At 63.7% G+C, this 11,326-nt stretch carries 13 protein-coding genes; 3 read left to right on the forward strand and 10 right to left on the reverse strand.

All coding sequences use genetic code 11. From position 1 onward, the window contains the following. Positions 1 to 152: 152 nt before the first annotated feature. The 8 genes from QZ281_RS16360 to lgt all read right to left on the reverse strand — a co-directional run bounded on the left by QZ281_RS16360 (position 153) and on the right by lgt (position 8,183). Positions 153 to 1,889 (reverse strand): hypothetical protein, encoded by a 1,737-nt coding sequence (locus QZ281_RS16360; RefSeq protein ID WP_292230208.1) that lies wholly within the window; start codon positions 1,887 to 1,889, stop codon positions 153 to 155. A gap of 226 nt (positions 1,890 to 2,115) precedes the next feature. After that, a complete protein-coding gene (locus tag QZ281_RS16365; RefSeq protein WP_292230236.1) occupies positions 2,116 to 3,339 on the reverse strand; it encodes a site-specific integrase in 1,224 nt (407 codons plus the stop codon). A 548-nt stretch (positions 3,340 to 3,887) separates the two neighbouring features. Then, positions 3,888 to 4,613 (reverse strand): tyrosine-type recombinase/integrase, encoded by a 726-nt coding sequence (locus QZ281_RS16370; RefSeq protein WP_292230210.1) that lies wholly within the window; start codon positions 4,611 to 4,613, stop codon positions 3,888 to 3,890. A gap of 256 nt (positions 4,614 to 4,869) precedes the next feature. Further along, entirely contained in the window at positions 4,870 to 5,082 is a 213-nt protein-coding gene (locus QZ281_RS16375) for a DDE-type integrase/transposase/recombinase (RefSeq protein ID WP_292230211.1), read from the reverse strand. Further along, a complete protein-coding gene (locus QZ281_RS16380) occupies positions 5,057 to 5,341 on the reverse strand; it encodes a hypothetical protein (RefSeq protein ID WP_292230213.1) in 285 nt (94 codons plus the stop codon). Before QZ281_RS16380 ends, QZ281_RS16375 begins: the two co-directional genes overlap by 26 nt. 104 nt (positions 5,342 to 5,445) lie before the next feature. Further along, the gene (gene pgeF / locus QZ281_RS16385; protein WP_292230216.1) at positions 5,446 to 6,216 is read right to left on the reverse strand and encodes a peptidoglycan editing factor PgeF; all 771 of its coding nucleotides are present in this window, start codon (positions 6,214 to 6,216) and stop codon (positions 5,446 to 5,448) included. A 9-nt stretch (positions 6,217 to 6,225) separates the two neighbouring features. Beyond that, the gene (locus QZ281_RS16390; RefSeq protein ID WP_292230217.1) at positions 6,226 to 7,317 is read right to left on the reverse strand and encodes an SAM-dependent methyltransferase; all 1,092 of its coding nucleotides are present in this window, start codon (positions 7,315 to 7,317) and stop codon (positions 6,226 to 6,228) included. After that, positions 7,314 to 8,183 (reverse strand): prolipoprotein diacylglyceryl transferase, encoded by an 870-nt coding sequence (lgt, locus tag QZ281_RS16395; protein WP_292230219.1) that lies wholly within the window; start codon positions 8,181 to 8,183, stop codon positions 7,314 to 7,316. Before lgt ends, QZ281_RS16390 begins: the two co-directional genes overlap by 4 nt. Before the next feature lie 187 nt (positions 8,184 to 8,370). Here lgt and QZ281_RS16400 point away from each other — a divergent pair, with 187 nt between their 5' ends. The 3 genes from QZ281_RS16400 to QZ281_RS16410 all read left to right on the forward strand — a co-directional run bounded on the left by QZ281_RS16400 (position 8,371) and on the right by QZ281_RS16410 (position 10,044). Then, complete coding sequence (locus QZ281_RS16400; protein WP_292230221.1) at positions 8,371 to 8,670, forward strand: accessory factor UbiK family protein; 300 nt, start codon at positions 8,371 to 8,373, stop codon at positions 8,668 to 8,670. A 76-nt stretch (positions 8,671 to 8,746) separates the two neighbouring features. Then, a complete protein-coding gene (locus tag QZ281_RS16405) occupies positions 8,747 to 9,250 on the forward strand; it encodes a YbjN domain-containing protein (protein ID WP_292230223.1) in 504 nt (167 codons plus the stop codon). Continuing rightward, complete coding sequence (locus tag QZ281_RS16410) at positions 9,250 to 10,044, forward strand: pyrroline-5-carboxylate reductase dimerization domain-containing protein (protein ID WP_292230225.1); 795 nt, start codon at positions 9,250 to 9,252, stop codon at positions 10,042 to 10,044. Before QZ281_RS16405 ends, QZ281_RS16410 begins: the two co-directional genes overlap by 1 nt. A 3-nt stretch (positions 10,045 to 10,047) precedes the next feature. On the opposite strand, the gene QZ281_RS16415 is transcribed toward QZ281_RS16410, so the two are convergent. Together QZ281_RS16415 and QZ281_RS16420 are read right to left on the reverse strand one after the other, a co-directional pair. After that, positions 10,048 to 10,575, reverse strand: coding sequence for a hypothetical protein (locus QZ281_RS16415; RefSeq protein ID WP_292230227.1), 528 nt, complete (start codon positions 10,573 to 10,575; stop codon positions 10,048 to 10,050). Between the two features lie 99 nt (positions 10,576 to 10,674). Next, positions 10,675 to 11,326 (reverse strand): ATP-binding protein (locus QZ281_RS16420; protein ID WP_292230229.1); only part of this gene is annotated, 652 nt, incomplete at its 5' end.

The following is an 11,326-nucleotide window of genomic DNA, read 5'->3' on the forward strand; positions in this document are numbered from 1 at the left end:
GCCGGAAAGAGGCTGCCGACGCCGACGGATTTCCACTTTCAATAGACGGGGCGGCGGTTTCAATCCGACGCGAAGCTTCGGCCCGTGATGAATCCAAACCCGTTTGGGGGTATCGGAAGCACTCCGCCTCTCTTTCGAGAAGCGGAGTAAGTTCAAGATTCCCAGACCTGATTGAGCACCTTGGCCGCCAGCGCCGCCTTATCCTGCGGTAGGAACCGGCCGTAGTGGGCTGCGACCGTGGCGGGGGTGTCTTGGATCGCATAGCTCGCCTGCTCGTAGGAGCCGGTCTGCTTCAGGACATGGGTCGCCAGGACGTCCCGCACGCTGTGAGGCCCATGGGACATCAGGCCCTCGATCGCGCCGCGTCCGGTCCAGGGGTTGTAGATGCCATGGCGCTGGATGATCAGCCGCCAAGCCTCGTAGAAACCCGACTGGGTGAAAGCCGCATTCCTGCTGCTGACCTTCACCGTCTTGATGAAGAAGGTTCCTGGATCGGACGCGCCCGCAAGGAGCGCAGGGCGGTCTCGCGCAAGGTAGCGGTCGATCATCGCATAGAGCCCGCCGAGGTCAGGCAACACCAATCGATATGGGCGCTTCGAGAAGTAGGCGGAGTCCGCATTCTTGAAGGCGGCGCAAGGAATGAAGACCTCCCAGCCCGCCTCTCGGGCAGACCAACGCAGTTCGCCGCGCTTGAGGGCCTCCAACTCGCGTTCGGTCCGTGGAATCTGGTCGCGATCTGCAATGAGAAGTTCGCGCAGGTTCTTCTGGCGAAGACCGAGGTGGAGCCCCAGCCTCACCATGAGGAATGAGCGAACCGTCTCCGCTGCTGCGCGAGGATAGCGTCTCTCGTTGGGCATCCTAAGCAAGACCTCATCGGCGATCTTGCGATACTCGCCGACGGGGCTCTGGGCCTCGAGTATCGGCAGGATGGGCTCGAACGGATCGCGATGGATTCGCGCCACACGCTGCACCTCTCGCGCCCTGGAGATTGCATGCCTGTGCCCCATGTCGCAGACACTATCCCAGTTCAAACGCGCCTCTTCGATGTCGCTCTCGGTCACAAGGCCGGGCAGGGGCGTGAGCCGGTCGGCGAATGCGGGGTTCTGCCTGAGCCAGCCCGTCCGCTCGCGCATGAACGCCGCTGCCAGCAGCAGCATCTCGGACTCCCAGCCCGTGTAGAAGCCGCGCCTGTGTTCACGCCACTGTAGATACCAGTCCCATACGGCGGGGAAGACGAGGAAGGCGAGCGTCAGGGTTTCAGCAGACGCGCCCAGTCCACGAACTTCCCCATCAGCCGGTGCCGCCATGGCGCCGAACATTAACGCCAGGTGCTCGGTCCGTTGCGTCGCCGTGGCCTCACCCCAGACGCCGGATCGTTCGAACCCGATGTCGGTCAGCGTCGAAGACTTGAACCGTTTCAGCGCCGCCATCTCCGTCGCCAACTGAGGTGGAGCCTGCAGCCATGACGCGCCGTTCCCGTCGAACCGGAAGCCGAAACGGTGACGGGACATGTCCGACTGGTAGCGTCGATACTCCGTTCCGCCCGACACGATGCGGGTTCGGACCCAGTGGAGAATCTCGGCCCGTTCGGTAGCACTTCTTGAACTGAAATCGTCGGGGAGATGCCAGGCCAGTCGCCGCGACTCCGACGTCGATAATGCCACGGTCGTCTGCCCTCGGATCGCACCGCCCTGCCGCATCCGCGCCGAGAAATACCCCGGCACGAGCCGATAGCGATGCTCGATCAGGGCCAAAACCTTGAGGCTGGCGGCGGTCTGTGGGGTCTTGGCGCCTCTCCGCCACGCGACGATGGTGTGGTGGTCGATGGGCGTTCCTGCAGCCACCACGACCTTGTGCAGTCTGTAGCTGGTGTCGCCATGGCGGGCCATCTGCGCATCCAGCGCAGAGTGGAAGTCACCGGGGTCTTGGGCCAGATCCCAGAGAGGCTCGGGATGGGTGATGATGGGGTCGGGACGACGCCCCCGGCGGGGGCGGACGGATGCAGTCGATACAGGGGTAGGCAAGACAGGCTCCAGGAGCGCGTCGCCAGAATGCGGCGACACCGTCTAGACGGCCGAAACCGCCTGCCACCTGAGAGGCAGGTCCAGAAATTTCTCAGGATGCGCCGTTAGCGCTGGCGAGCTTTGGAGAGTTGGTTGTCTCCTGAGGTCGGCCGAGGCAGAAGTCGGCCCAGTCATCCATCATGGCGAGCCGCTTCTCGAACAGATCGCCCCGCCGGTAGGCGGCTTCGACCTTGTTGCCGACCGCGTGCGCCAGGGCCATCTCGGCGACCTCGTGGGGATAGGTGGTGCGTTCCGCCGCCCAGTCGCGGAAGGTGGAGCGAAAACCATGAGGCACGGCGTCGACTTCCAGCCGTCGCAACACGGCGGAGATCGTCATGTCAGAGATCCGCCCCCCGTGCGCAGCTTTGAACACATAGGCGTCCGCTCGCCCCGAAGGCATGGCGCTCAGGACGGCGACTGCAGCCTTGGAGAGAGGCGCTCTATGTTCGCGCGCCGCCTTCATGCGCGTGGCGCTGATGGTCCAGACGCGAGCGTCCAGATCGATCTCCTTCCAAGTGGCACCTCGTACCTCGCCGGATCGCGCGGCCGTTAGGATGGCGAACTCCAGGGCTCGCGCGCCCGTACCTTCCGCATCCCGAAGCTGGGTCATGAAAGGGGCTATCTCATCGATGGGCAGGGCGCGGTGGTGCGTGATCCGATGGACCTTGGATGGCTTTGCCAGCAGCTTGTCGAGATGTCCGCGCCAGCGTTCCGGGTTGGGACCGGTGCGAAACCCCCGCGCGCCTGCCCAATCGAGGACCATTTCAATTCGGCCGCGAAGGCGTTTGGCCGTCTCGATCTTCCTGATCCAGATCGGTTCTAGGACGCGCATGACGTGCGGCAACTCGATAGCTGCGACGTCGAGCTTCCCCATGACCGGATACGCGTAGTTCTTTAGCGTGGCGGTCCATTGATCGCGATGCTTGGGGTTCTTCCAGCCCGCTTCGTGGGAGGCGATATACGCCTCTGCGGCGGCCCGGAACGTGTAGCCCACCGTCGGTTCCACCTTGAGCGCCGCGCGTGCCGCCTTGGCGGATTCGATGGGATCGATACCCCGCCGGATCATGTCCCTGGCTTCCCGGGCGGCCTCTCTCGCCATCGCCAGGGTCACCCCAGGGTAGCCTCCGAGCCCCATCTCCCGCCTTCGAGTTCCGATCATGACGCGTAGGATCCAGGTCCGCCCGCCCGACTTCAAAACTTGCAGTGCCAGCCCCGGCACACCGCCCACAGCGTGCAGACCTGGCTTGGTCAGCCGAGATACCGCCAGAGGCCCCATGAGCTCCGGTAGTTTGGGCACGCTCCCTCCATCACGCCAATACAATCAAGAGTGCAGAATCTCACAGAACTATTCAGGCGGGAATCTTAAATGGCTCTCAGGTTGATCAATGGTGCGCGATTTCGAGGTTTGCATGAACGAAACCGGTAACCGCGCCGGTTCTAGCAACGCTCCTGCGGCGAATGGCGGCGCTATTCACCGCATGAAATGCGGTGAATATGGCGGACGCTTTTGGCGTTAAAAGCGGATGACTATGACGCCCGCCATCTCACCCTCCATTATTCTCGCGTCGGGTTCTTTTGATGCATGGCGGACAATCCTGCAGCCATAATCAGAGTGATTTACACCCACCACCACACCCACCAAAAGTTTCGCGCTTGATGGCGGATGTCGCGAAATAACCGGAAATCTCTAGCAACGCCCGCTCTAGCTAAGGCTACGTCTTCAAAAGAGAAAAGGTAGCGGCGGGTAGTGGCCGGAAATCGATAAGAACTTGAAATTTCAGACTCTCTGTCCGCCACCATCATCGCGATCTCCTTATATTTCAGCTAGTTGTTGATCCGATTGGCTAACTTCCCCGCAGGGTTAGCCAAGGTTTGTTCGCGTTGCGTGCCGCCGATCATGGCAAAGGCCGCTTCTGCGAGCAGGCGCTGATCTCGCGCCTTGGTGTACCGCTCGACCTCCTTGGAGGTTTGGTGGCCCGTTACCGCATTGATCTGAGCTTCGGTGCAGCCTGCGTCGGCTAGGCGTGTTGTAGCGGACTTTCTAAGTCCGTGCGCCGAACGATCAGGAGTGCCTGCTGCCCGGCAGGCTCCACGGAACCAGTTGCCGAAACCGCCTGCCGTAAAGCCGACCTGCGACTGCGTGACCAGAAAGAGCATCTGACCTGCTGGAACGGTGTCGAGCGACGCCTTGAGGCGTGGATGGATCGGAATCTCTAAACAGGCCTCAGTCTTCTCCTGCTGCACTAGAATTGCGCGGCCTTGGACGTGCTGGCGGCCCATCTGACGTACGTCGCCTGACCCCTGGGCGGTGTAGAGCAGAAGATCAAATGCCAGGCGCTCGCGGGATCCCACGGGCCAATGCGCCTCAAATTTCGCGATGTCCGCCTCATTCCACACGGGGAAACCGCCAGAAGGGATCTTTAGCGGGCTAATGCCGGTGGCTGGATTGTCCATCCGCCATTGCCGGGCGACAGCGAAGGCCAGCATCCAACGCATGATCTTGACCAGGTTATTGGCCGCCGTTGGAAAGCCGGCCTTGCGGTCGCGCATTTTGAGGATGGGCTGTGTCTGCAGACCCCGCACAGACTGCCCACCATACTCCGTCCGCAACCGCTCAATGATGCCGCGATATGTTGCTTGAGTAGGCTTTCTTAGCTGCTTCCATTCCGCCGACCCGTAGATTGCTATCGCCAAGGCGTTGATGGTGCCTGGAACCGTGCGGCCGGAGCCAGCAATGATCGTGCTGGTATGGCAGCGCAGGCGGCATCGTATGGCTGATGAGAATTCTCCGCCCGATTGTTCTCCCTCAGCCGGCCGTGTGAATGTGGGTGCCGTAAGCCAAGACGATCAAGCGCCGCTGGATATGAACCAGCCCGTCGATGAGGACTTTCTCTGGCTCAACGGGGCGGCTTCGCAGGAGGCGTTTCAATAGCTTCAGGGCCGCTTCTGTGTCTCGTCGTCGCTGGACGACGAGGTCCAGCACCTCACCTTCGTCATCGACGTCGCGCCACAGGAACATCCGCTTCCTGCCGATGGAGCAAACCACTTCGTGGGGTGCAGGCGGGTTGAAGGCGAGGGCGCCACTTCTTCAGGCGCCGAGCGATCTGCAGTCCGAACTTGATCGTCCAGCAGCGAATGGTTTCGTAGCCGACATCGATCTCCCGCGCCGCCATCAGCTCTTCCATGGCGAAGGCTAACGCTGAAACGAAAGTAGAGCCATGCAGCCTGGCGGATCCCGCCGCAGGGAATTGTTGGCGCTTGAACGACAGTGGTTTCACGAATTGAGGTCTCCGGTCAGCGACTTACGTCGGCCGAAGTGGAGACAGGTTAGTGTTAGACCGACAGCATCGAAGTTGCGCTAGACGATCTGCGAGCCTGATCTTCAAACTCCGATTACGCTGATCAACCGCCCGAAGTCCGGTTCGCCTTGCTGTAAGGCGCGGCGGTTGGAGAAGAAGCGGGCTTCGTCGGCGCATGTGTCGTGGCCGGTCCAGACGGCTTGGCGCACGCCCGCCTGCTGCAGTCGCCAAAGGACGAAGCCGGGCAGGTCGAACTGGCGTTTGTCGGCAGCCGCGCCGGGATGGAAGAAGCGTTCGCTGCCCCGGTCGTGATGGGCGAAACGTTCCTCGAAATCGACGCCGACCTCATAGCTGTCCTGGGCGATGCAGGGGCCGACGACGGCCAGGATGCGACGTGGGTCGGCGCCCAGCGCCTCCATGGCGGCGACAGCGGAATGGACGACGCCGCCCAGAGCCCCCTTCCATCCGGCATGGACGGCGGAGACAATGCAGGTCTCGGGATCGGCCATCAGGATCGGCGCGCAGTCGGCGGTCAGAACTGAACAGAGCAGACCGGGATTGGCGGTGACGACGGCGTCGCCCTCTGGCCGGTCACCGTGCCAGGGACCATCGGCAACGCGCGCGACGGCGGAATGGATCTGGTAGCAGCCGTTCAGGTGATCGGCGTCCGCTCCCATCGCCTCTGCGACCCGGCGACGGTTTTCCGTGACGGCGGCTAGATCATCCTTGGAGCCGACGCCAGCGTTCAGCCCCTCATAGATGCCGGTCGAGACACCGCCCGCGCGCGTGAAGAAGCCGTGCTTGACGCCAGCAGCGGTCAGCAGCGGGTGGGTGATGGGGGCAAGGTCGCTCATGGTCGTCTTCTACTCGGCATCCCAACCGGGCACGATCAGGGAGCGGGGCGAGAAGATCGCGGCGGCCTTGAACAGGCTTCCCATCTGGTCGTCGGCGGTCAGGCGGTTCAGTTGGCGGTCGATGACGGCGGCGGCGTCGGGCCGTCCCGATTTCAACCGTTCAGCACGGGCTTCGATCCCCAGACGGCGCAGAAACTCGCCTTGGGGCAGGCACCCGGTAACGTCGGCCCCGGTGCGAAGGGCGGCCTCCAGCACCAGAGGGAAGTCGGCCCATTGGGTCAGGTCGGCCTCGCCCGGATTGTCAAGCGGCGACACCTTCTGGTGACGGCGCAGGGCCTGAAGCGTGTCGCCCGCCTCGGGACGTGCGCGGCCATAGTCGATCAGCAGAGCGGCGCCGGATGCGGCCTTCATCAGCAGGCCCAGGTCGCGGCCGAAGACAGGCTGCTGTTCTGAAATCTCGAACACCTGACCGGGGTCGATGTCGAAGGACGGTTTGTCGAAACCGCCGGAGATGGCGGTCAGGCCGAAGGTCAGGTCGTTGTCGTCGGTGACGCCGATGCGGCGCTCGGCCCAGCCGCCTTCGGTGCGGACGAACTGGCGTGCAGGCATGCAGTCCAGCACCTCATTGGCGATCAGGATGACGGGGGCATCCGTCTCGATCCGTGTCAGATCTCGCACCCAGCGTGGCGACAGGTCGGCGCCCGCCAGAGCCCTGGCCTGCAACGCGCGCAGGGGAGCGCTCGGCTCGATCAGGATGAGGTCGCAGGCTTCCAAGAAACCCGGCGCCAGACGCGCCGCGCGCAGGGCGTCGCTGATCAATGTGCCATCGCCGGGCCCAACCTCGACCAGCCGGAACCGTTCGGGCGCGCCCAGACGATGCCAGGTCTCGACCGCCCACAGGCCGATCAGTTCGCCGAACATCTGGCTGACCAGAGGGGCGGTGATGAAGTCGCCACGCTCGCCCAGCGACGGACGCGAGGCGTAATAGCCGCCCTTGGGATCATGCAGGCAGCGGGTGACATAGTCCGCGACCGTCATCGGCCCGGTCAGGGCGATCTCTCGCGCCAACCGGGTTTTCAGGGTTTCGACCGGGGCGCTCATGCGGCGGCGGGCGGGCGGTTCCAGGCCCGCCAGATCAGCCAGCCGCCGACCAGGATCATCGGGATCGACAGCATCATGCCCATGGTCAGGCCGAACGGGAAGGCGGGCATGCCGTAGTCAGGCTGGCGGACATTCTCCAGCGCAGCGCGGCAGATGCCGTAGCCGACCAGGAACAGGCCGGTGATGTAGCCCGGCTTTTGCAGCAGCTTGAACTTCCAGATGGCCAGCGACAGGACCGAGAACAGCAGCAGGCCTTCCAGTCCGGCTTCGTAAAGCTGGCTGGGGTGACGAGGGACGTCGCCTGCGGGGCAGAAACCGTACATCTGTTCGATGCGGGCGTTGCAGAAACGGATGGCCCAGGGAACGGTCGTCTCACGTCCCCACAGCTCGCCATTAATGAAGTTGGCGATGCGGCCAAAGAAGAGGCCCAGCGGCACGACCGGGGCGACCAGATCGCCCAGGCTGAGCATGTTGATCTGCTGGCGGCGGGCATAAAGGATGATGGCGATGGCCACGCCCAGGAAGCCGCCGTGGAAGCTCATGCCGCCGGTCCACAGTTGCAGCAGTTCGAACCGCTCGCCCAGCGTATGGCCAGTGAACAACTGGGCGAACATGACGGGCTTGTAGAAAAGGGCGTATCCGAACCGTCCGCCCAGGATGATGCCCAGCGTGATCCACAGGACCAGATCATCCAGCTGGGTATTGTTGACCGGCGGGCGCCCCGGCGCCCACAGGCTTTCGCGACGCGCCAGACTTGAAGCATACCACCAGCCCAGCACAATGCCGGCGACATAGGCCAGGGCGTACCAGCGGATCGGCAACGGACCCAGATGGATCAGGACCGGGTCGAATTCGGGAAAGGGCAAGGCGGGGATCCTCGTCGGTTCAGTCGCTGAAGCTTTAGCAAGCGACGACGCCTACGTCGCCTGTGAAGGCGTCTTGCTGTGATGGGTGAAGACGACGCCTTGATGGCGCCTCCGAAGCAGCAGAAAGAAAGGTTTCGTTCACCCTATTGGGTCAGATTTCGTTAACGACGTAAGGTCGGAGCCCGCCATGCAGACCCGCAACCCCATTCTGGATGAGTTCGCCAAGCTGACCACGGGCGCTATGGGGCTGGCGCAGGCGGCGGGCGAAGAGGCAAAGACGGCCTGGCGCGCACAGGCCGATCGCATCGCCGCAGAGATGGATCTGGTCCGTCGCGATGAATTCGATGTTCTGAAAGATGAAATCGCCGCCCTGCGCGCCGAGATCGCGACGCTGAAGGCGGCTGAAAAGCCCGCAGAAAAGACTTCTGGCAAGCCTCGCAAGGGAACGTCCACAGATGGAACTCCCGCAACGGACGCAGACAGTTGAGCCGAATCCGCGAACAGGCTTACCGTCCCGTTAACGCCCCCGACTCGTGGGGCCGCCGCCTGAATCGAGACGCTTGATGGACATCGCCCGGCCAGAGGAAACGGACGTGCCTTTCGACCCGCTGGAAGTGGTCGAACACGTTCTGACGGCCGAAAACCTGCCGTTCGACCGCACCAACGACGGTGATCTGGCGTTCGCGCTGGCCGGCGACTGGAAGGATTATGAGCTGTGGTTCGCCTGGCGGCCCGAGGGCGACTGCCTTCAGCTGTGCTGTGCGCTGGACCTGCGGGTGACCAAGAGCCGCAAGGCCGCTGCCTATGAACTGGTCGGCATGATCAACCAGCGCACCTGGATGGGCCATTTCGAGGTCTGGGCCGAGGACGGTGAGATCGTCTTCCGTCACTCGCTGGCCCTGCCGATGGGCGAGCGCCCGACGCTGGCGCAGGCGGCGTCGATGATCGATGCGGCGGTTGAGGCGGCGGATCGCTATTATCCCGCCTTCGACTTCATGGTCCGTGGCAACAAGAAGCCGCAGGAGGCGATCGACGCCTGCCTGTTCGAGACCGTCGGCACCGCCTGATGGCTGTCAATGAAACCGTCGTTCTGGTCGGCTGCGGCCGACTGGGCTCGTCCATTCTGGAAGGCTGGCTGCTGACCGATACGGTCGCGGCTGAAAACCTGATCATTCTCAGCCCGTCCGAAAAGCCCGCTGCGGAAGCCGCGCGGGCCAAGGGGGCTAGGATCAATCCGCCGCTTGAGGCCCTGACCCAGGCCAAGGTCATCGTGCTGGCGGTCAAGCCGGCGAAATGGCGCGAGGTGGTGACGCCTCTGCTGCCCTTCCTAAACGATCACGCCGTGATCCTGTCGGTGATGGCGGGCGTGACCGCGCCGACGTTGGCTGAAGGCATCGGCGGATGGCCCATAGTGCGGGTCATGCCGACGACAGGCGTGTCGCGTGGACGCGGCGTGGCCTCGGTCTGGTCGGCAGATGATCATGCACGGGCGTTGGGCCGTGCGCTGTTCGAGCCGATGGCCGAAACGGTCAATCTGGCGGATGAAGCCCTGATGGATGCGGCGACTGCGGTTGCTGGATCGGGCGCGGCCTATTTCTACGCCTTCACCGAAGCCCTGGCGCGGGCAGGCGAAGCGGCAGGTCTGGATGCGGCGACTGCTGACATTCTGGCGCGCGCCACCCTGCGATCAGCGGCCGATGCGATGGGTGATGATCCGCTGGAGGTTCTGATCGACCGCATCGCCTCGCCGGGCGGTTCGACCCGCGCCGGTCTGGACGCCCTGTCGCGTGACGGGCGTCTGACGGCCATGACTCATGACACGGTTGCAGCGGCGGTCCGCCGCAACCGCGAGATGGGCTAGATCTTAGAAACGGCCGCGTTGCAGATAGGCGCTGAAGCGCTCGAACGCGCGGTCGGCGTCCTGCCAGACGCCATAACCCCAGACATCACGGATGGTCGGCGAGAAGTATGAGAACTTCACCGCCCGCGTCTGGCCGTCGGCCATAGTCAGCTGACCTTCGATGGCAGCGCCGCCGATAGAGACGCTGCGGATCGGGTCCAGTCCGGGCGTGTCGCGTTGCTGCTGCATGGTCGGGCGATTGGGCTTGAGGTCCGTCAGCACCAATTGAGCGCTGGCGCCAGGATAGGAGTCCTGAAGCACACGGGCTACGTTGCCCTGAAGGGTGGCGATCTGGTCATTGACCTCACGTTCGCCCAGCTTGGCGACCTGGTTCTGCAGATCACGTCCGATGGTCACTGTGACGTTCGCCGGGGCCTGATTTTCAGCCTGAACCTGAGCCGTCGTCTGGGCCGGAGCCTGAGGTTGCGCCTGAGCCATGGCGGCGACGGCAAGGGTCGCAGCCAAGGGGGCGAAGAAAGCAAGTTTACGCATATGTTCCATCTCCAACCCTGTCGCGATGGTAGATGCGCCTTGACGTGGGGTTTCGCTAGGGGGCGTTTCAGTTTTGAAACGACACGGGTCTCTGGAGCTTCAGTCGGCGGGCGTGTCGGTCGGCATGAGCAAAACGGGGCCGGGGATGCGGATCAGAGCCTTCAGCCCGCCCAGATCGCTGCGCTCCAGCGTAATGTCGCCGCCGTGGCTGCGGGCCACGTCGCGGGCGATGGCCAGACCCAGGCCTACGCCCTTGCGGTTCTGATTGCGTGAATCGTCCAGACGCGAGAACGGCCGGAAGGCTTCTTCATGCATGTCGTCGGGAATGCCGGGGCCGTCGTCTTCAATGGCGATCTCGACACCGCCGGAGGTCAGCACCCGCGCCGACAGCCGAACATGTTCGCCGTGAGAGGCGGCGTTTCCGGCCAGATTCACCAGGGCGCGCTTGAAGGCGAGGGGACGCAAGGTGGCCGTCAGGCCGTCCGGCGCCGATAGTTCGACCTCCGCCCCTGCACGCCGGGCGTCATCGGCGGCGGCGCCCAGAAGGTCAGGGACGGAAACAGGCTGTGGCGTTTCCCCGGCCTCGCCGCGCGCAAAGGCCAGATATTCGTCGATCATATGCTCCATCTCGTCCAGGTCGCCGCGCATGGCGGCCTGACGCTTGAAGGGCGGAGCCAGCGCCAACTCCAGACGCAACCGCGTCAGGGGCGTGCGAAGATCATGGCTGACGGAGGCGAGCAGGGCGGTGCGC

It is taken from the genome of Brevundimonas sp., from assembly GCF_018608325.1.
Lineage (GTDB): Bacteria > Pseudomonadota > Alphaproteobacteria > Caulobacterales > Caulobacteraceae > Brevundimonas.

Coding starts and splice junctions, on each gene's coding strand:
- pgeF (WP_292230216.1), bottom strand. CDS start 6,216: ATGAGCGACCTTGCCCCCATCACCCACCCGCTGCTGACCGCTGCTGGC.
- QZ281_RS16365 (WP_292230236.1), bottom strand. CDS start 3,339: ATGGGGCCTCTGGCGGTATCTCGGCTGACCAAGCCAGGTCTGCACGCT.
- QZ281_RS16390 (WP_292230217.1), bottom strand. CDS start 7,317: ATGAGCGCCCCGGTCGAAACCCTGAAAACCCGGTTGGCGCGAGAGATC.
- QZ281_RS16410 (WP_292230225.1), top strand. CDS start 9,250: ATGGCTGTCAATGAAACCGTCGTTCTGGTCGGCTGCGGCCGACTGGGC.
- QZ281_RS16405 (WP_292230223.1), top strand. CDS start 8,747: ATGGACATCGCCCGGCCAGAGGAAACGGACGTGCCTTTCGACCCGCTG.
- QZ281_RS16415 (WP_292230227.1), bottom strand. CDS start 10,575: ATGCGTAAACTTGCTTTCTTCGCCCCCTTGGCTGCGACCCTTGCCGTC.
- QZ281_RS16370 (WP_292230210.1), bottom strand. CDS start 4,613: ATGCGCGACCGCAAGGCCGGCTTTCCAACGGCGGCCAATAACCTGGTC.
- QZ281_RS16360 (WP_292230208.1), bottom strand. CDS start 1,889: ATGGCCCGCCATGGCGACACCAGCTACAGACTGCACAAGGTCGTGGTG.
- QZ281_RS16375 (WP_292230211.1), bottom strand. CDS start 5,082: ATGTTCCTGTGGCGCGACGTCGATGACGAAGGTGAGGTGCTGGACCTC.
- QZ281_RS16400 (WP_292230221.1), top strand. CDS start 8,371: ATGCAGACCCGCAACCCCATTCTGGATGAGTTCGCCAAGCTGACCACG.